Origin of the sequence: Niallia sp. NCCP-28 (assembly GCF_023168165.1) — a bacterium.
GTDB lineage: Bacteria > Bacillota > Bacilli > Bacillales > Cytobacillaceae > Niallia.
Map to the genome: position 1 here is coordinate 161949 of NZ_BQYJ01000003.1, position 18999 is coordinate 180947.

Consider the following 18999-nt stretch of genomic DNA (forward strand, 5'->3'; position numbering starts at 1 on the left):
AGTTCTGCAGATGTTTTCCTTTCATTTGGCGAACAATTGGAAGAGGCATGTGACATTTTTGTCACATGCCTGTAATTTGCACAATATCATTTTTTTTCGGGAAGATGAAAGTGAAGGTAGTTCCTTTGGCGATGGTAGAGGCTGTCTCTAGACGGATATGCAGGGCATTTGCAACCTTTTTTGCTAAATAAAGTCCCATGCCTGTAGACTGCTTGTTATGATGATTGGCTGTTGAGGTAAACCCTTTATCAAAAATCCGCGACAAGTCATGTGCTTCAATTCCTATTCCAAAATCCTTGATTTCAACAACTGTTTGGTCGCCAACCATCATGCTTGTAATGATAATATCGGCATGTTCGCTGTATTTCACGGCATTTGATAAAATCTGCCGAAAAACAAACGCCAGCCATTTGCTGTCTGTCAATACAGTAGGAGCTGTTAAGTCAAGCTCAAAGCCAATTCCCTTTTGCATGCACCATGCTTGCAATGTGCGGATTTCATCAAAAATAATTGCTTCTAAATCTGTTTCTTCCATATATAAATCATTTTGCATAAAGGGAATTCTTTTTTGATAAAGCTGCTGGTCCAAAAGCAGGTGGATGCGCATCCACTCATAGGTTAAAGCTGTTTTCAGCTTGTGATCTTCCATTCGATCAATAATAAGATGAAGGGCAGTAAGCGGCGTTTTCACTTCATGAATCCAGCTTAACAGCTCATCCTTTTCTTGTTCTACTTGGAGCAAATGATGCTGAATTTCTTTTTTTAGCTGTTCCGTCTGCTGCAGAATGCTTTGTTCAATAATTTCTTCAAAAGGACTTTCAGGAAAAGGCAAATTGCTGGTATCCAAATTATCCTCCCTGTCGGCAAGGGTTTTGTAAAAGGCTGTTTCCTTTTGGTAACGAACCACCAAAAAAATCACCAAAAAAATGCTGGCCAAAAAACTAATATAGAGCATGGAAAGCAAGGGAATGGTTTTATCCATGCTTGCAATTAGGAAGTTAAGCGCTTGGAGAAAGAGGATAAATAGAATCCAGCTCCGTTTTTCTTTTAAAAATTTGATAATCATCGTTCGACCTCTTCAATCGCCATATATCCTTGGCCTACTTTTGTTTCAATATATTTGCCAAGACCGATTTCATCCAATTTTTTGCGCAGCCGATTTACATTAACGGTTAGGGTATTATCGCTGATGAAACGTTTGTCATTCCATAAACTGTTGATTAAATGATCTCGTGTGACAATTTTATTTTTGTGTTCAAGTAATATTTTTAAGATATAGAGTTCATTTTTGGTTAATTCAATGCTGTTGTTTTTGGTTTCCACCGTGTTTTTTTCAAAGTCAATTGTTGCATCATACCATGTTTTCAGCTCTGTTTTTTCCACACTATAATTATAGACGCGGCGCAAAATGGCCTGAATTTTGGCGACAAGCACATCAAAGTGAAAAGGCTTTTGCACAAAATCATCGGCGCCAAGCTGCATCGACATGACCATGTCTGTTGGATGATCTCTAGAAGACAGGAAAATAATCGGCACATTTGAATGGCTGCGAATCATTCGGCACCAGTGAAACCCGTCAAACATAGGCAGCTGGATATCGATAATCACTAAATCTGGCTGAACTTCCGAAAATACCTGCATAACAGTGGAAAAATCTGTAATGCCATATACTTCATAAGACCAAGCAGTTAAGCGCGTTTTTAATTCTTTGTATAATGTTTTATCATCTTCAATTACTAATAGCTTAAACAATATAACCACCACATTTTTATATTCTTTGTTTAGTGTAGCGAAAATCCTTGGGAGAAGCTAGTCTATTCCGCCTTTTTCTCTATAATTATGAATTTGTTTCCAATAGAGAAAATTTTTGAAAGATAGATTTTTTATTAGGCGGATTATAGTAGAATAAAAGAATCATGATTCGTTAAAGTAGGGAGATGTTTATTGTGAAAAAGGCAAAGATGTACCTGAATGTTCCTGTTCTTTTTATCATGCTGTTTATTGCTGCGCCAATGATGCCAAAAGCATCTGAAGAGGCAGTGCCATTTGAGCTGAATACAAGTGCAACAGGAAAACTGGCAACAGAGACAAGTGAAGCGATCTATACATTTACACTCTCAGAAGCTGGAAAAGTAAAGCTTTCGCTGCAAAATAATAAAGATTCAGAGTGGCATGCGGAGATTTATGGAAAAGACGTTTATCCAGTGTATGCAGATGTGTATACAAGCACTGGAACAGATGGGGACAAGTCCCAAACAGAAGTGGGTCTTGCAAAAGGAACATATTATATCAAAATAAAAAGCAAACATATGGGAGCAGAAAACCCTTATTCGATGAAGCTGGAATATACAAAAAAGAAAAATGTAGAGATAGAAAATAACGACACTTTTGCCGCTGCTGCTTTGCTTCCTTTAGAACAGACGTTTTCTGGAAGCATAAGCAAAGTATTTGATGAAGACTACTATAAAGTTATTATTCCAAAAAATGGACAATTAAAACTAAGCGTAAAAACCGATGTTCCACAAGAATGGACTGTTACAATCAGGGATAAGAATGAAAAGTGGAGAGGAGAATGGGATTTTTCCAAAGTGCCGCAAGAAAATGGCTATCAAACGAATAAAATAGGTTTATCAGAAGGAACATATTATCTTTCCTTTCAGGGAGAATATGCCCGTATGCCTTATGAGCTGAAAACATCGTTTGCATCCACAGCAGAATATTACGAGGAAGAAACCAATAATTCGCAAACTAGTGCAACGTCAATGCTGTTAAATAAAGAGTATGTGGGGGATCTTGCTTACCGGCTGGACCGGGACTACTACAAGTTTACATTGCCGGCAGATGGCAAAGTGACTTTTTCGTTTAGCCAAAATGCCAATGCCAAATGGAAAGCTTCCATCCTAAATGCAAATGCAACTATTTACAGCGATGACAGCAAAGATAGAAAAAAGGTGGCATCTGTTCCCACAGGACTTGCCAAAGGCACCTATTATATTTTAGTAGAAGATCCGAAAGGAACTGCCCTAAAGACGCCGTATACTCTAAAAGTTGCTTTTGAGCCGATGACTAATTATGAAAAAGAAACGCATTATAATTTAATCAGCCAAAATAAAATCGAAATAAACAAGCTGTATAAAGGAACAGTTGGTTTAAGAGATTCTGTCGATTTATTTCCGTTTACAGTCGAAAAGGATGCCAATATGACCATCAGCCTGCCGGTTGTTCCTGGCACAGACTGGAGAGCTGAAATAATTGATGAATCATATCATGTTATCAAAGAAGTAAAATCAACGAAAAAAAATCCGCTGAAGCAGCCAGTTTCGTTTGAGGCGAAATTAAAAAAAGGCAATTATTATTGGAAAATATACGATAATAATGAAAAAGATTATTATCCGTATCAATTCAGCATTTCCAAAAAATCGCCAAAGCCAAGCACTGATCAAATAAAGGTGCTAAACAATAAAGGATCTAAAGACAGCATTGCAGTCAGTAAGCTGAAAAAAGGCGATCACATCGAAATATATAATGCCGAATCAAAAGGCAGTCTGCTCGCATCTGGCACTGCAAAAGACACAAGCCTTGTGCTCTCTGTCAGCCAGCTCGGCAAAACAGCGGGCAAAATCTATGCAAGCATAACAAAACAAGGAGAAGCAGAAAGCGACCGCACCGCTATTGGCTTTGCGGGGGAAAAAACAGATGTGCTGAAAACCTCGCAAGTTAAAATAGTAAATAATAAAAAGAAAAATGATACAATCACAGTTTCAGGTATTAGCAAGGGGGATGCCGTAAAAGTCTATACTGCTGCCAGCAAAGGAAAATTAATGGCCTCAAAGACTTCAGCCGGCTCCAAAACTACTCTTACCGTAAAGCAGCTTGGCACTAAAAAAGGAAAAGTATATGTAGCGATTGCATATCCAGGCATGGTTGAAAGTGATAGAATCGCTGTCATCTATGAAGGAGAGAAGCAATAAAGAGGGGCTTGTCCAATAAGTCAATTTTTTGGCTATTGGCTGCCCCTTTTCTCTATTATTCCATTCTTTTGATGGAAGTTTCAAAAAGGAAGCATAAACGAACAGATGCAATAGAAGATAAAAGGAGTAGAAGTTTTGAATATTTGCAGTGAATAAAGAATCCCAAATAAAAAAATAGAATATTGCCGACTATGCAAATGTCCAAAAAGATTGATAGGAAATGCTGGGACATACCTGGTAATCTATGATTTCCACTATGATAAAGGAGATAACTAAAGACGGAAATACAGAATAATATTGGCTGGTAGTTATGGATAGGACATGACATGATGAAAAAATTAATGTAATAAATAAGGAGCCGGATAACTATGCGAACAGAACAAGAAATGTTTTCATTGATTCTTGAAGTAGCTAAAAAGGATGAACGGATTCGAGGAGTCGGCTTAACTGGTTCAAGGACTAATCTTAATGCAGCAAAAGATCCTTTTCAAGATTTTGATATTGTTTATGTTGTTACAGAAATGCAGTCATTTATAGAGGATAAACATTGGATAGATGTATTTGGGGAAAGAATGATTATGCAGACGCCGGAGAACATGGAGTTGTTTCCTCCGACGCTAAATGGGAATTTTTCTTATTTGATGCTGTTTACAGATGGCAATCGCATTGATTTGACACTTTGTCCATTAGAGAAAAAAGATAATTGGAACAGCGGAGATACACTTGCAGTTATTCTATTGGATAAGGACAATATTCTTCCTTCATTGCTTCCAGCTAATGACAAAGAATATTGGGTTCAAAAACCTTCAGCGGCAGCCTTTTCAGATTGCTGCAATGAGTTTTGGTGGGTATCAACATATGTTGCAAAAGGATTGTGGAGACAAGAGATTTTATATGCATATGATCATTTACATATAGTGCGCAAACAGTTTTTGACTATGCTCGAATGGAAAATTGGCTTTGAAACAAACTTTTCATTAAGTATTGGAAAAAATTCAAAATTACTTGAGCATTATTTAGATGAGGAAACATGGGGGATTTTAATAAATACCTATCCATTATGTACATACAATCAAATATGGGATGCATTATTTAAGTTAATGAATGAATTTGAAAAAGTTGCTGTTGATGTGGCAAAAATAATAGATGTTCCTTATTCGATCGAAGAATCAAAAAAAATAAAAAGATATTGCCGACATGTACAGACACTGCCGAAAGATGGGAAAGAAATATATTAAGCGTAATGGCAAAAAAACGAGGTGACGGTTAATAAAGTAGATATTATACAATGCAAAAAGAGGAGCTGCTGAAAAAATGAGCGAGCATTATTGCGGAATGATGAAATGTTTCTATAGAAATAAAGTATTATCTGTCGTTTGGAGCGAAGTTTCCTGATCTCAGAAGAAAGCTATGAGTGGTATAAGGAAAAAATGGTCTTTTAAGAAGTATTTAAACAGTATATCCTAAAATGTTTAAAATATCCAAATAGTATAAAACAAAAGAATAGTTTTTCTGATGAGGAGGAACGATGGGAAATATTAAGATAGACGGAAATAAGGAAATAAAAATTATCTGCCCGATAGACTGCGGCAATGCTCCTAAAAAGCAAGTATTAAAGGGAGTCTGCATAGCATTTGCTTTAAAAGAAATTACTGGCATATTAGAGGATTTCGCTGATAATATAACTTGGAATCATATCGGTCAAACTAGTATAAGTGGAAAAAAGCAAATTATACAAGCACTAATAAATGACCACATAGATCAGCCAACTGAAATACATATAGAGACAATTATTACTCATGGAAATACAGGATGTGTTAATGGTATGGTGTTTATGAAAAATCAACATACCTATGCTTTTTGTCATATTTATCAATTCACCAGTGCAGGGAAAAAGGGGAAAATAAAAGAAATAACTTCTTATATCATTAAATCAATATAAAAAAGAAAATAGCAAAACTTTCCAATGTTCTATCTCGTCTAACTATAGAAAAGAAGGTTTATTTTACAAAAAATATTTAATTAATTTTCCTTATTTGGTAAAATAAGGTTTTAGTAAAAGAGGTAGAAAGGAGAAAAAAGGGTGTATAGTAGCTTGATTGTATACATAGGAGTTTGTATTTACATAATTGGAGTCAGTATAAATTTAGTCCTCTCGTATAAAAAGAAACCAATTTATTGGTTAAAGGAAGCAGTGAAATTTTTGTTTGTAGTGTATATGCTGCTAGTTGTATCTGTAACATTATTTCCTATTTATGTTTATAATATTGGGAGTTTAGAGGGGCTAAAGTATAGCGTAAATATTATTCCATTGGTTTCTATACTGAAAAGCATCGAACAAATTGGAACAGCTTATGATGGAGATGCTTTATTTATGTCCAGTCTCATTATCCGCAATGTCGGCGGCAATATTTTGCTTTTTATGCCACTAGGAGTATTGGCGCCGATTATTTGGCGCCAGTATAAAAATCTATCAAGTATGTTATTTTTAGGATTGCTATTATCTATTTTTATTGAAGGAATACAGTTTTTCGAAATTTTATCAGGATCCTCTATACGTGCAGTTGATGTGGATGATGTGATTTGCAATGTTTTTGGTGCAATGATCGGCTACTTTATATATGCTGGAACTTTTAAATTAGCAAATCGATTGCAGATAACAGCATTGCAAAGGTTAGATACAGGGAATCCTATGATAACAGAAGACACGGAAAAATATAGGTGATAAAACTTTAAAGTTTGTCTACTATATGATAATTTGAAGGGCAGCTTGTTAATAGACATGGTTGAAAAAGCAAACTACAATTAGAACATGTATAAAGTAGTCTATTATTTTAAGATAGGAGATAAGAATGAAGCAAAAAAAGGTTGGAATATTACTTTTTGACGAGGTGGAAGTATTAGATTTTGCTGGACCATTTGAAGTTTTTTCTTTGGCAACTGTACCAGAAGTGGCAGACAAGCCATTTATCGTTAAAACGATTTCTGAAAAGGGCAACTTAATTACAGCGAGAAATGGTTTAAAGGTATGTCCTGATTATAGCTTTTCTAATCATCCGACGTTTGATATTGTAATCATACCTGGCGGGTACGGAGCTGAAGAAATGGAAATAAACAATCCGAATGTCATCAGCTGGATACAAAAGCAGCAAACAAAATCAAATATAACAGCATCTGTTTGCACTGGAGCATTGTTGCTTGCCAAAGCAGGCATTTTGGATGGGCGAAAAGCTACCACCCATTGGATGGATATCGATCGCTTAGAAAGGGAATTTCCATTAGTGCAAGTAGAGCGGAGCGTGAAGTTTGTAGATGAGGGCACTATTCTTACATCTGGGGGCATTTCGGCTGGAATTAATATGTCTTTTCATTTAATCATAAGGCTATTAGGCAGGGATGCTGCTGTGCAAACAGCTAAAAGAATGGAATATGATATAGTATTATAAGAAAAGAAACTGATAAGATGCAATGTTTTTGTAAAATGGAGATTACATATAATATAAGAATAGAAGGAGATTTTGGGCAGATCCCATTTGGTGCGGAGTTTGCGGCTGTGATTTGGAACTGGAAGATTTGCATCTATCGAAAGAATGGAAAGATGAATTAGGGCAATGGACGATGAAATATGGAGAAAGATGCATTAGTTTTTAATGGTATCGAACTGGAAACGAATCATAATAAGGAGGGACTAATTTTAACAAAAAAGTGAAGGCTGCATTAGGAGAAAAATATAAACTGACTTTTCTCCTGCCGAGATGGCAAACAGTTATCCTTCTGTTAAAAAATAGTCTATAAATAAAAGGAGATAAAAGGATGAAAAAGAAGTCAGAGCTGTTTGAGTGGAGCAAATCTATTTTTGTGGCAGTTGCAATTGCCATTGTTGTTCGCACATTTGTGTTTACGCCAATTGTTGTTGACGGAGAATCAATGGAGCCGACTTTAAATAATGAAGATCGAATGGTGGTTTCTAAAATTGGCACACCAAAAAGATTTGATATTATCGTATTTCATGCAACCGCACAAGATGATTATATAAAAAGAGTAATCGGGCTGCCTGGGGATACGATTGAATATAAAAATGATATATTATACATCAATGGAAAAGCGTATAAAGAAGACTATTTAAAAGAAAAAAAGCAAGAAGTGAAAGAACAATATGGTGCGGATGCGCTGCTTACAGAAAATTTTAATTTAAAAGATTATACTGGTTTTGAAAAAGTTCCAAAAAACACCTTGTTTGTGATGGGAGATAATCGCAGAAACAGCAAAGACAGCCGAGAAATTGGGGTAATTCCCTTTGATAAAGTTGTCGGCAGCACTAATCTTGTTTATTGGCCGCTAAAAGATGCGCAAATGACTAAATGATTTTTAGAAAAGATGGCAAGTAATTGAAATGGACTTGCCATCTTTTTTTATGGTTGCCAAAGAAGTTAACTTCACTAAAAAAATGGGGAGCCTTTCACATGCCCTGTCAGAAGTCACTGACTCGACTATTTCGCGGTTTTTTGAAAAGTTGATTTTTATTTTTAATTGTAGGGACTAATTAGCTCGGCATTCCCCCTTACTTATGCATTATCTGTACCGATGCATCAAGACGTTGCTGTACAGTATGCTTTGTTTATTGGCAAAATATCAAAATACTCCAATGAAGGGGTAGATGCGCTTGCCAAAAGAGGGTGATGGAAAAGCCTCTTAAGCCTGTTATTCCAAGAAATTAGTTTGGATAGAGTTTTTTTAGTTGGAGCCTTTGTTTTTAGGTTCTTATTTTTTTAGTTACTGGTTATGCCTATATTTCTGTTGGTCTTATGGCTTGTCCTGTTACAATGGAGATAAAAATAGGTAGGGGGAAGCAGCATGAAAAAAATGCTCGTTGTTGGAAGCATCAATATGGATATTGTCAATAAAGTGGAAAAGCATCCTTTGCCGGGAGAAACAATAGCGGGAAGAGGAGTATCTTATATTCCTGGAGGAAAGGGGGCAAATCAAGCGGTGGCAGCTGCAAAAGCTGGCGGTGATGTTACGATAGTCGGTGCAGTTGGAAACGATGCATTTGCGAAAGAATTGACGGCAAGTTTGCGCAAATATGGAGTAAAGACAGAGGCGATTCTTACAAAAGAAACTTCATCTGGTTTGGCTTTTATCACAGTGGATGCAAAAGGTGAGAATACCATCATCCTTTCAGGAGGAGCAAATATTGAATTGACCCCGGAAGATTTAGCCCTTTATTTGAATAGGCTAGAAAACTATGAATTGCTTTTGCTGCAAAATGAATTACATACAAATACAAATGAATGGCTTATTACAGAAGCGAAAAAAAGAGGGGTTTCGATTTTTTGGAATCCTGCGCCGGCATATAAAATTCCCAAAGAGCTATTGGCAAAAATAGATACTCTAATTATAAATGAAACAGAAACGGAAGTTATTACAGGGGTGAAAATTGAAAGTAGGAACGACGCAGAAAAAGCCGCAATATTATTGATGGAAAATGGAGTTTGTAATGTACTAATTACGTTAGGAACAAAAGGATCTTATTTTTATGGGAAAAACAGAGAAATGGTACATACAGAAGCTTATAGGGTGGATGCTGCTGATACGACAGCAGCAGGAGATACATTTATTGGCGCATATGCGCAAGCAACTGTAATGAACTTATCGACAACAGAAGCTTTGCAGTTCGCCTCCGCTTCAGCTGCGATTGCAGTCACCCGATTTGGTGCACAGCAATCATCGCCGACGAAAGAAGAAATCGAGGAGTTTTTGTCCCAGCACAACAATAGCTTAAATTAATAATAGTCCAACTTCATTGTATAATAGAGCTGAAAGGAGTTAATAGATAATGAATAAAGATGGATACATAACAGTTACTGGGGGAAAAGTTTGGTATCAAATCTATAATAAAGAGGCAAAAGGCGTGCCAGTTTTAGTGCTGCACGGTGGTCCAGGTTCTTCCAGCTATTCTATGCAAGGACTTAAGGCTCTTTCCAAAGACAGGCCGGTTATTTTATATGACCAATTAGGCTGCGGGAAATCAGAGAGACCAAAAAATTCAGAACTGTGGCAATTGGATCGTTTTGTAGAAGAAGTAGGACAAGTTCGCAAAGAATTGCAGTTAGAACAAGTTCATATTCTTGGTCATTCATGGGGGACGACATTAGCTGCAGCCTATTTTTTGACAAAGCCTATTGGAGTAGAAAGTGTAATATTCTCTAGCCCATGCTTAAGCGCACCACTTTGGGAACAAGACCAAAAAAGAAATTTAAAGAAGCTGCCAAAAGAAGTGCAAGATACGATTGCAGCTTGTGAGGAAAGTGGAAATACCGATTCTGAAGCATTTCAAAAAGCAATTGAAGTATTCAACAGCCATTTTGTCTGCCGTCTAAATCCATATCCAGAATTTTTAAAGCAAGGCAGAAAGTATCGAAGTCCAGAAGTCTATGAAATAATGTGGGGGCCCTCTGAATTTACGGTGCTTGGGAATTTGCGGGAATTTGACTGCACAAATAGATTAGAAGAAATCAATTGTCCTGCTCTTTATACATGTGGAAGATTTGATGAAGCGACACCTGAGACAACAGAATATTACAGCAAACATACACCGAATTCTGTTTTTCATGTATTTGAAAACAGTGCCCATATGCCATACATAGAAGAACAAAAAGAATATTTGCGTATAATCAGCGGCTTTTTGCATGAAATAGATGCAAGCAAATAAGAAAAAGGAGCAAAATAATGCAATTTTATCAATTTAAAAAGGAAAATGGTTTTCATGTCATCAACTATCAATCCATTGCCGTAAGTTATACGAAAATACTTCAAACAGAAGAGCCGACTAATATTGGTTTGATGCATATTGAACCAAATGGCATTGTTGGCTACCATGAAGCACCAGTTGCACAGCTTTATATTGTAGTAGAAGGAGAAGGATGGATTGAAGGCGAGGATAAAAAAAGAATAACGTTAAAGTCGGGAGAAGGTGTTTTTTGGGAAGAGGGAGAAGGTCATGCTTCAGGCAGCGATGGAGGCATGACGGCGTTAGTGATTCAATCTGTGTCACTTCCAAAACCACATTCATTAAGCAGCATCGAGGGATAAAAATCATGGCTGAATTGTTCAGATTCACTTTTTTGCTCTTACTAATGGATTTTATTGGTTATTAGATTTCCATTTCTTTTTTTGACTTTATCAAGGTTACTTAGATAATAGGAGAAATAGGTTAGATGCAAAAGGAATGAATAAGGAATCAGAAAGTTCACTTTTTATGTTAGAAATATTTAAAAATAATATGATATCCTGTTTTATATATGACTATTGGATTGATACCCTTTATTTTTTGCCTTATTTATATGCTTGTTTAAATGGAATAGTTATTGGTTTTATAATAAGCAGGCAATTAATAAAGGGTATTTTGTTATCCAATGTAATTTTATAGGGGTTACTTCCACACGGTTTAACAAAGTTATCTGTTTTCTATCTATCCTCATCTATAGGTATATATTTGTGTATAAGCTTTACAAGAAAAATAACTAAAGGAAACGCACCTATGGAGAGTAAAAAAATCATTAAAATATCTGGCTGATCTTATAATACAGAGGGAGATTAGTTGAATAAGATAAAGCAGATTATTATAGTTGAATAACTTTATAATAATGGGCCTTTATTGATTTCAATTAGTTTTTTATTAATAGTGAAAATCTTTGTGTTAATATTTACAATTCTGAAACCCGCTAAACGTTTTGAATGCATATGGAAATATCTATTGGCAGTTTCCTATTTTTCAAAAACGTAAATACCTCCTGCTTCATTTTTCTGTGAGTTTTCCGTCCGAATTTTCCACATGAAGCCTTTATCTTTGTTAATGCTGTACACTGAAAGACGTTTATCTTTCGAAAAAACATGAACGTCTTCTCAAAAATCAACAGATCAGCTAAATAATTTTTACAAAAATCTGCAGCTTTTTTATGCAAGAAGCTGTAACAAACTAGCACTTTTACATAAGATAAGGATGAATAGGTTTAAATTAAAACAACTGGAGATACTAATTGCATCATGAATATGAGGTGAAGAGGGTGTCGATTGATCGGATTGCTACAATTGGTCCTGCCAGTAATAGTAAACAAATTTTAACAAAACTTATCCAGCAAGGAATGACGATAGCCCGTTTGAATTTTTCTCATGGGACACATGAGACTCATCGCAATATTATCGATGCTATTCGAACGATTAATCAAGAAATAGGTGCATCTATTAAAATTTTAGGTGATTTGCAAGGACCAAAAATACGTTTAGGAGAAATAGAAGGAGAATCTATTCTCTTAGAAACAGGAGAGGAATTTACTCTTTCTATCCATTCAATAAAAGGAAATGAAAAAGAAGCAAGTGTTGATTATAAAGGAATTGTACAGGATATAAAAAAAGATGATCGCATTTTAATGAACGATGGTGCAGTGGAGTTAAAAGTCCTTGAAGTGAAAAATGAAAAAGTGGAGACAACGATTGTGTCAGGTGGAGAGATTGCTTCACATAAAGGAGTAAACCTTCCTGGTGTAAGTACTAGTTTGCCTGCGATAACAGATAAGGATAAAAAGGATATCGATTTTTTAGTAAAAGAAGAGGTGGATTATATTGCCTGCTCCTTTGTAAGAAAACCTGCTCATTTAGAGGAAGTGCGAACTTTTATCAAGGGATTAAATGGAAAGGCTCCACAGTTAATTGCTAAAATCGAAACGATTGAGGCGATTGAAAATTTTTCTGAAATAGTAAAAGAAGCGGATGGAATTATGATTGCCAGAGGAGATTTAGGAGTAGAGCTTCCTTATGAGTGGATTCCATTATTGCAAAAAGCAATGATAACAGAATGCAATCGCGTAAATGCCTTTGTGATTACAGCCACACAAATGCTGCAATCAATGATCGAGCATCCACTTCCAACTAGAGCGGAAGTGACTGATGTTTTCCAGGCAGTCCTAGATGGAGCAAATGCGGTTATGTTATCAGGAGAATCAGCGGCAGGAAACTATCCTGTTGAAAGCATGAAAACATTAACGAAAGTGTCTGAATTCGCGGATTCTGTAAAAAAAGATGCACCGTTTGCGATTGCTGATATGGAGAAATTAATCAAAAAATATAGTTAAGCATAAAAAACTTGCATCGATTTATCCATAATCAACGCAAGTTTTTTTATTAATGTTTAATTAATCCACTGTACAATATCTTCCAATTTCTTTCTTGTTTTCGGACGGGGTTCTCTAATGCGGTAGCCAAATGCAGCCATCACAGATACAGCTAAATGTCCATCTTCGAGCAAACCTTCTTCTGCTAAAATAGCTTGTACTTTATCGTAATCAAATCCTTCAATTGGACAAGAATCGATGCCGATTTGGGCAGCTGCTGTCATCATATTTGCCAAAGCGATATACGTTTGTTTGCTTGCCCAGTCAAACATAGAACGCTCACTTTCTAGCAAGTTCAGATCATTCTCTTGAAAACTTTGATAGCGGACTTTCATTTGGGCAAATATTTCTTCTGGAATGTTTTTTTCATTCAACATTAAATTTTCTACATAGGCGCTGTCATACTTTGTATCTTTTATCGTTCTAGCAAGGAGGATAACAAAATGGCTGGCTGTTGGAAGCTGGCCTTGTGCACCCCATGTCATTTCTTTTAACTTTTCACGCAGTTCTTTATTTTGAACGACAAGAAATTTCCATGGTTCATAGCCGACAGAGCTTGGAGAAAGTCTTGCTGTTTCCAATATAAATTGAAAATCTTCATCAGAGATTTTTTTTGCTGGGTCAAATTCTTTTGTTGCATGTCTAAATTGAAATGCATCCAAAATTTCTTGTTTTTTTGTTTCGTTTTTGCTCATGCTTATAACTCCTTTGATTTCGAATTACTTTAATATAGGGCAAATATATTACTTTTACAAATAATAAGCTTAAAAAGATAGTATGGTATAAAAAGGGAGGAAAAATCCTTTTATTGGCGTTTTTTTTTGTTATAATCATGGCAATCTATTGGCTGGAAAGGAGCTGGTTTTAACTTTGTGATAAAATTTAGTACGTGCCTTTCTCTCGGTATTCCACTTGTATTAATTTTGCTTCATCTTTCGTATTTTTTGGCAATTTTTGAAATGGTTCCATTTGTCCTTTTGTTGATTTTTTCTCCGCTCGTTTTTATTTGCGTCGATGTTTCTTACCGGAAAAAAGGGAATATTTTAGCAAAATTAGGCATGGCAGTGAACGTCATCTTATTTTTAGTTCCAGTTGGTTTTATCATGGCTGGATGGCTGCTATTTGCTGCATAGGAAGAAATTTTTTTTATGGTTGCAATTTTCCAGATGTTATAATATTATGTTTAATAATTAAAGAATTGAAACGATTAAAAAGCAATGAGAAGGACATGAGATGTTTTTTACGGTTGATAGAGAGGGGGGCCATTAGGCTGAAAGCTTCCTAACTTAGGGAAAACAACTTACCGCCTTTAGAGCTGTATCGGGGAAATAGCAGTAACCGATAACGTAAGCTTGCGTTAAAAGCACCAAAGCCATATGTTTGAAAAAAATGTATGGGAAATTGGGTGGAACCACGAAAACACATTCGTCCCTTGTTTAGGGATGAATGTGTTTTTTTATGGAGAAAAGGCAATTTTTCTAAAGCTTATTGCTTTAGAAAGAAGATTTTATGAATAGTAAGCAGACTGCAGGGGAAATCGCCAAAAAGAGTTTTATAAAAAGAAAAAGCAAAGATAAAGGACAATAGGTATTTTACACCAGTTAACAGAGAGGAAAGCAAAGGTGAGAGCTTTCTAGCGAGGAAAAATAACTTACCGCCTTTAGAGCTGTATCGGGGAAATAGCAGTAACCGGTAACGTAAGCTTGCGTTAAAAGCACCAAAGCCATATGTTTGAAAAAAATGTATGGGAAATTGGGTGGAACCACGAAAACACATTCGTCCCTTGTTTAGGGATGAATGTGTTTTTTTATGGAGAAAAGGCAATTTTTCTAAAGCTTATTGCTTTAGAAAGAAGATTTTATGAATAGTAAGCAGACTGCAGGGGAAATCGCCAAAAAGAGTTTTATAAAAAGAAAAAAGCAAAGATAAAGGACAATAGGTATTTTACACCAGTTAACAGAGAGGAAAGCAAAGGTGAGAGCTTTCTAGCGAGGAAAAATAACTTACCGCCTTTAGAGCTGTATCGGGGAAATAGCAGTAACCGGTAACGTAAGCTTGCGTTAAAAGCACCAAAGCCATATGTTTGAAAAAAATGTATGGGAAATTGGGTGGAACCACGGAAACACATTCGTCCCTTGTTTAGGGATGAATGTGTTTTTCTATGGAAAAAAGGCAGGTTTGATAGAGAAGTCTGCGATGAAACTCACAGGCGGCTCAGCATTTTAAAAAGTGTTTTTCTCGTATGTTCAAAATAATAAACTTTAAAAACAGCCTTATAAAAAACGATAGGAGTGTTGAAGATGGAAAAGCAAAAACAAATCAAATTGATTCTGTCAAATGGGGAGGCAAAAGCATTTCCAAAAGGGATAACTGTAAAAGATGTTGCGGAATCTTTAAGCATTAGTTTAGGAAAACTGGCAGTAGGAGGAAAAGTGAATGGCAAGCTTGTGGATGTGAGCCATGTGCTTGATTATGATGCAGAATTGTCTATTTTTACTCTAGAGTCTGAAGAAGGCATGGAGCTTCTGCGCCATAGTTGTGCCCATATTTTGGCACAAGCAGTGAAAAGGATTAATGGAAATGTGCAATTAGGAATCGGTCCTGTAATAGAAGATGGTTTTTATTATGATATGTGCTTAGATCAGCCCCTCGCTTTAGAAGGTTTAAAAAATCTAGAAAAAGAAATGAGTCATATTATCGCAGAACAATTGCCGATCAATCGAATCGAAGTTTCCTTTGAAGAAGCAGAAAAGCTTTTTCAAGAAAAGGGAGAAGTGCTTAAACTGGAGATCTTAAATACACTGCCAAAAGGAGAAATAATTTCTCTCTATCAGCAAGGAGAATTTATCGATTTATGCCGTGGCCCCCATTTGCCTCACACAGGTTTTGTGAAAGCATTCCAATTAACAAAAGTGGCGGGAGCTTATTGGAAAGGGGATAACCAAAGAGAAATGTTGCAGCGTATCTATGGAGTGGCATTTCCCGATAAAGCTGGATTAAAGGAACATCAGAAGTTTATAGAAGAAGCAAAAAAGCGGGATCATCGGAAGCTGGGCAAACAATTGGAATTATTTAGTTTTTTTGAAGAAGCGCCAGGCATGCCTTTTTATCTTCCAAAAGGACAGATAGTAAGACAGGAATTGGAAAATTTCTCTCGGCAGCTGCAACAAAATGCTGGCTATGAGGAAGTTCGGACACCCTTTATGATGAATCAGCAAATGTGGGAGCAATCAGGGCACTGGGATCATTATAAAGATAATATGTATTTTTCCGAAGTAGATGAAACAAAATTTGCGCTGAAGCCGATGAATTGCCCAGGGCATATGCTGATTTTTAAAAATAATTTATATTCCTATCGTGATTTGCCAGTGCGTTTTTCCGAGTTTGGGCAAGTTCATCGCCATGAATACAGCGGCGCGTTAAATGGAATGCTGCGGGTGCGGACATTTTGCCAAGATGATGCTCATTTATTTGTTCGAAAAGATCAGATCGAAGCAGAAATTAAAGCAATTTTTCAGCAAATCGACCAAGTGTACAGCACTTTTGGTTTTGACTATTCTGTAGAATTGTCGACACGTCCAGAAGATTCATTAGGAAATGATGAACTGTGGGAGACTTCTGAACAGGCGCTTTCCAATGTGCTGGAGAACTTGCAGATTCCCTATGCCATAAATAAGGGGGACGGGGCATTTTATGGTCCGAAAATTGATTTTCATATTAAAGATGCGCTAAAGAGAAGCCATCAATGTGCAACGATACAGCTTGACTTTCAAATGCCAGAAAAATTTGGGCTGTTTTATATAAATGAATGGAAGGAAAAAGTATGTCCTGTTGTGATTCACCGGGCCATTTACGGATCGATTGACCGGTTTTTCGGCATTTTAATTGAACATTTTGCAGGATCATTTCCAATATGGCTGGCACCGATTCAGGTGCAGATTATTCCTGTTGCAAGCGTGCATGAAGATTATTGTCTAGAAGTGCAAGCTGAATTAAAAGCATTAGGCATAAGGAGTAAAGTTGATGGACGCAACGAAAAACTCGGCTATAAAATCAGAGAATCACAAATGCAAAAAATTCCTTATATACTCGTGCTTGGAGATGAAGAAAAAAATCAGAGACAGGTGAATGTCAGAAAGTTTGGCAACGAGGGGCATCAACCCATGCCGTTCGCAGCATTTAAACAAATCATAAGCAAGCAAATAAATGAAAAAAGCCTTTTTTAGTTTGCAGAAATAAAATTGGGGTCTACAGTAAAGCATTGCTGTGGTCCCTTTTTATAGAACTCGGCTGTTTTTCCAAGTTTTTTACATGCAAAATAGGCAAAAAACATAGCAGTCTGCATGCATATAGAAGTGGGAAAAGACAAGATACCCTAGGAGCGGCGCTTACTGGCTAAAATCAACATGTATGCAGGCTGTGTTTTGAAAAGAAATCATCTATATGAAAATAAGTATTTTATATGAAAGGTTTAGATAAAGGGAGTTTTAGATAGTGGAATTATTGTATAATCAGGATGAAGGGCAGCAGTTTGTTAAGAATCGTCAGCTATTCATTGCTTTTTCTCTGATAGCTAGTGTAATAAGAGGAAAAACCTAAAAATTGGATGGGCATACTAACTAGTTGTTTTATACATAGGAAAAAGGTAATATAATATTCGTATCAAAGCTAGTGGTATAACAAAAAAAGCAAGCAAAATAATAACTTAAATAGGTTATTCTCAACAAAGATGATAGTGTACAATAAATAGTGAAATAAACCAAATGGAAAAGATGGTAAAAAAGCTAAGTGTTTACATGAACGATAAATTGAAGGGAAAGAAGGTAGTTTTTCTGGAGAAGATAAAACAGCTGCCTCCTATCTTAGCAGGATATTTACAGTTAGCGGATGCAGTGATGATTACAGATGAAAAGCATACAATTTTAGATGTCAATAATGAATATACTCGTACAACAGGCTATGAAAAAAGAGAGGCGATAGGACAAAAAGCGGGTTTTACCAAATCCCAGCTTACTTCATTCTGTACGTATGTATCTTTAAAAGAAGCAATACATGTTGGAAAACCATGGACAGGTGTATTGCTTAATAAAAAAAAATGCGGAGATCTTTGGCATTCTTCTTTAACAATTACTCCCATTAAGCATGAAAATGCTGTTTATTTTATTGGAGTTTTCCGCGAGTTGGAACAGTTGAAAGAGGGTATGTATCTTTCTGAGCAGGAAAAAGCAGGAACAGAAAGGGAGCTATTGCGTGTGTTGGCGATTTCTTGTGAAATCAGAGACCCTGGCATTGAAGACCATTTAGTAAATGTGCAAAACTTAACAGAACAGCTTATTGTTTCGTTTCATAAAAAACATAGCAATCGTTTTTCTGTTGCGTATCTCTCGCAAATTATTCATGCAAGCATATTGCATGATATTGGAAAAGCAGGCATTCCAGAAGGCATTTTATATAAACCTGGCAGTCTAGCAGAATATGAAAGAAAAATTATTGAAATGCATCCATTAATGGGGCAAGATATACTCAGCAAACTTTCGATAGGTTTGCATAATGATTTTATTAAAAGCCTGGAAGTAGCTGAAAATATTATTAAATATCATCATGAAAGATGGGATGGAACAGGGTATCCTCATGGCTTAAAGGGAGAGGAAATTCCTTTTGAAGCAAGGGTGGTTGCCATTGTTGATGTGTATGATGCATTAATATCCCGGAGGCCGTATAAAGATTCGTGGCCGAAAGAAAAGGCAATCGAACATATTAAAAGCCAAAGAGAGAGGTATTTTGATCCAGAACTGGTCGATGCATTTATCGATATGTTTTAGCAGAATGATAAAGAGCGGTCTAAATTAGACCACTCT

General features: G+C 36.2%; 16 protein-coding genes, 1 pseudogene and 3 other annotated features. Of the genes and pseudogenes, 13 read left to right on the forward strand and 4 right to left on the reverse strand.

Features of this window, described 5'->3' with window-relative positions; translation table 11 throughout:
* Positions 1-61: 61 nt before the first annotated feature.
* The gene (locus tag NCCP28_RS10105; RefSeq protein ID WP_248561294.1) at positions 62-1066 is read right to left on the reverse strand and encodes a sensor histidine kinase; all 1005 of its coding nucleotides are present in this window, start codon (positions 1064-1066) and stop codon (positions 62-64) included.
* Complete coding sequence (locus NCCP28_RS10110; RefSeq protein ID WP_248561295.1) at positions 1063-1752, reverse strand: response regulator transcription factor; 690 nt, start codon at positions 1750-1752, stop codon at positions 1063-1065. Before NCCP28_RS10110 ends, NCCP28_RS10105 begins: the two co-directional genes overlap by 4 nt.
* A 194-nt stretch (positions 1753-1946) precedes the next feature.
* Here NCCP28_RS10110 and NCCP28_RS10115 point away from each other — a divergent pair, with 194 nt between their 5' ends.
* From NCCP28_RS10115 to NCCP28_RS10155, 9 genes are all read left to right on the forward strand, one after another.
* Positions 1947-3971 carry a hypothetical protein gene (locus NCCP28_RS10115; RefSeq protein WP_248561296.1) on the forward strand — a complete coding sequence of 675 codons (2025 nt, stop codon included), beginning with the start codon at positions 1947-1949 and terminating at the stop codon, positions 3969-3971.
* A gap of 368 nt (positions 3972-4339) precedes the next feature.
* Positions 4340-5209 carry an aminoglycoside 6-adenylyltransferase gene (locus NCCP28_RS10120; RefSeq protein WP_248561297.1) on the forward strand — a complete coding sequence of 290 codons (870 nt, stop codon included), beginning with the start codon at positions 4340-4342 and terminating at the stop codon, positions 5207-5209.
* 290 nt (positions 5210-5499) lie between these two features.
* Positions 5500-5913, forward strand: coding sequence for a nuclear transport factor 2 family protein (locus tag NCCP28_RS10125; RefSeq protein WP_248561298.1), 414 nt, complete (start codon positions 5500-5502; stop codon positions 5911-5913).
* A 141-nt stretch (positions 5914-6054) separates the two neighbouring features.
* Positions 6055-6696 carry a VanZ family protein gene (locus NCCP28_RS10130; RefSeq protein WP_248561299.1) on the forward strand — a complete coding sequence of 214 codons (642 nt, stop codon included), beginning with the start codon at positions 6055-6057 and terminating at the stop codon, positions 6694-6696.
* Between the two features lie 127 nt (positions 6697-6823).
* Complete coding sequence (locus NCCP28_RS10135) at positions 6824-7417, forward strand: DJ-1/PfpI family protein (RefSeq protein ID WP_248561300.1); 594 nt, start codon at positions 6824-6826, stop codon at positions 7415-7417.
* Positions 7418-7784: 367 nt separating this feature from the next.
* Entirely contained in the window at positions 7785-8336 is a 552-nt protein-coding gene (gene lepB, locus NCCP28_RS10140; protein ID WP_248561301.1) for a signal peptidase I, read from the forward strand.
* Between the two features lie 489 nt (positions 8337-8825).
* Entirely contained in the window at positions 8826-9758 is a 933-nt protein-coding gene (rbsK, locus tag NCCP28_RS10145; RefSeq protein WP_248561302.1) for a ribokinase, read from the forward strand.
* Positions 9759-9807: 49 nt separating this feature from the next.
* Positions 9808-10683, forward strand: coding sequence for a proline iminopeptidase-family hydrolase (locus NCCP28_RS10150; RefSeq protein ID WP_248561303.1), 876 nt, complete (start codon positions 9808-9810; stop codon positions 10681-10683).
* Between the two features lie 17 nt (positions 10684-10700).
* A complete protein-coding gene (locus NCCP28_RS10155; RefSeq protein WP_248561304.1) occupies positions 10701-11063 on the forward strand; it encodes a cupin domain-containing protein in 363 nt (120 codons plus the stop codon).
* A 546-nt stretch (positions 11064-11609) separates the two neighbouring features.
* Here NCCP28_RS10155 and NCCP28_RS10160 read toward each other — a convergent pair.
* Positions 11610-11837, reverse strand: a pseudogene (locus NCCP28_RS10160) (YdhR family protein).
* Positions 11838-12037: 200 nt separating this feature from the next.
* Between NCCP28_RS10160 and NCCP28_RS10165 the strand changes: the two are divergent.
* Positions 12038-13102, forward strand: coding sequence for a pyruvate kinase (locus NCCP28_RS10165; protein WP_248561767.1), 1065 nt, complete (start codon positions 12038-12040; stop codon positions 13100-13102).
* Between the two features lie 56 nt (positions 13103-13158).
* Here the strand turns inward: NCCP28_RS10165 and NCCP28_RS10170 are convergent, their stop codons facing one another.
* Positions 13159-13836 carry an NAD(P)H-dependent oxidoreductase gene (locus NCCP28_RS10170; protein WP_248561305.1) on the reverse strand — a complete coding sequence of 226 codons (678 nt, stop codon included), beginning with the start codon at positions 13834-13836 and terminating at the stop codon, positions 13159-13161.
* A 177-nt stretch (positions 13837-14013) separates the two neighbouring features.
* Here NCCP28_RS10170 and NCCP28_RS10175 point away from each other — a divergent pair, with 177 nt between their 5' ends.
* The 3 genes from NCCP28_RS10175 to NCCP28_RS10185 all read left to right on the forward strand — a co-directional run bounded on the left by NCCP28_RS10175 (position 14014) and on the right by NCCP28_RS10185 (position 18963).
* A complete protein-coding gene (locus NCCP28_RS10175; protein WP_248561306.1) occupies positions 14014-14274 on the forward strand; it encodes a hypothetical protein in 261 nt (86 codons plus the stop codon).
* 75 nt (positions 14275-14349) lie between these two features.
* Positions 14350-14577: a binding site (T-box leader), on the forward strand.
* Between the two features lie 125 nt (positions 14578-14702).
* Positions 14703-14928, forward strand: a binding site (T-box leader).
* Positions 14929-15054: 126 nt separating this feature from the next.
* Positions 15055-15280 (forward strand) — a binding site (T-box leader).
* Between the two features lie 161 nt (positions 15281-15441).
* On the forward strand, positions 15442-17367 hold the full coding sequence (gene thrS / locus NCCP28_RS10180) for a threonine--tRNA ligase (RefSeq protein WP_248561307.1): 1926 nt from the start codon (positions 15442-15444) through the stop codon (positions 17365-17367).
* 570 nt (positions 17368-17937) lie between these two features.
* Positions 17938-18963, forward strand: coding sequence for an HD domain-containing phosphohydrolase (locus NCCP28_RS10185; protein ID WP_248561308.1), 1026 nt, complete (start codon positions 17938-17940; stop codon positions 18961-18963).
* Positions 18964-18999 lie beyond the last annotated feature (36 nt).

Excerpts from the sequence above, each read along its gene's own strand:
- NCCP28_RS10120 (WP_248561297.1), top strand. The coding sequence starts at position 4,340 with ATGCGAACAGAACAAGAAATGTTTTCATTGATTCTTGAAGTAGCTAAA.
- NCCP28_RS10155 (WP_248561304.1), top strand. The coding sequence starts at position 10,701 with ATGCAATTTTATCAATTTAAAAAGGAAAATGGTTTTCATGTCATCAAC.
- lepB (WP_248561301.1), top strand. The coding sequence starts at position 7,785 with ATGAAAAAGAAGTCAGAGCTGTTTGAGTGGAGCAAATCTATTTTTGTG.
- NCCP28_RS10135 (WP_248561300.1), top strand. The coding sequence starts at position 6,824 with ATGAAGCAAAAAAAGGTTGGAATATTACTTTTTGACGAGGTGGAAGTA.
- NCCP28_RS10125 (WP_248561298.1), top strand. The coding sequence starts at position 5,500 with ATGGGAAATATTAAGATAGACGGAAATAAGGAAATAAAAATTATCTGC.
- NCCP28_RS10185 (WP_248561308.1), top strand. The coding sequence starts at position 17,938 with ATGAACGATAAATTGAAGGGAAAGAAGGTAGTTTTTCTGGAGAAGATA.
- rbsK (WP_248561302.1), top strand. The coding sequence starts at position 8,826 with ATGAAAAAAATGCTCGTTGTTGGAAGCATCAATATGGATATTGTCAAT.
- NCCP28_RS10170 (WP_248561305.1), bottom strand. The coding sequence starts at position 13,836 with ATGAGCAAAAACGAAACAAAAAAACAAGAAATTTTGGATGCATTTCAA.
- NCCP28_RS10150 (WP_248561303.1), top strand. The coding sequence starts at position 9,808 with ATGAATAAAGATGGATACATAACAGTTACTGGGGGAAAAGTTTGGTAT.
- NCCP28_RS10105 (WP_248561294.1), bottom strand. The coding sequence starts at position 1,066 with ATGATTATCAAATTTTTAAAAGAAAAACGGAGCTGGATTCTATTTATC.
- thrS (WP_248561307.1), top strand. The coding sequence starts at position 15,442 with ATGGAAAAGCAAAAACAAATCAAATTGATTCTGTCAAATGGGGAGGCA.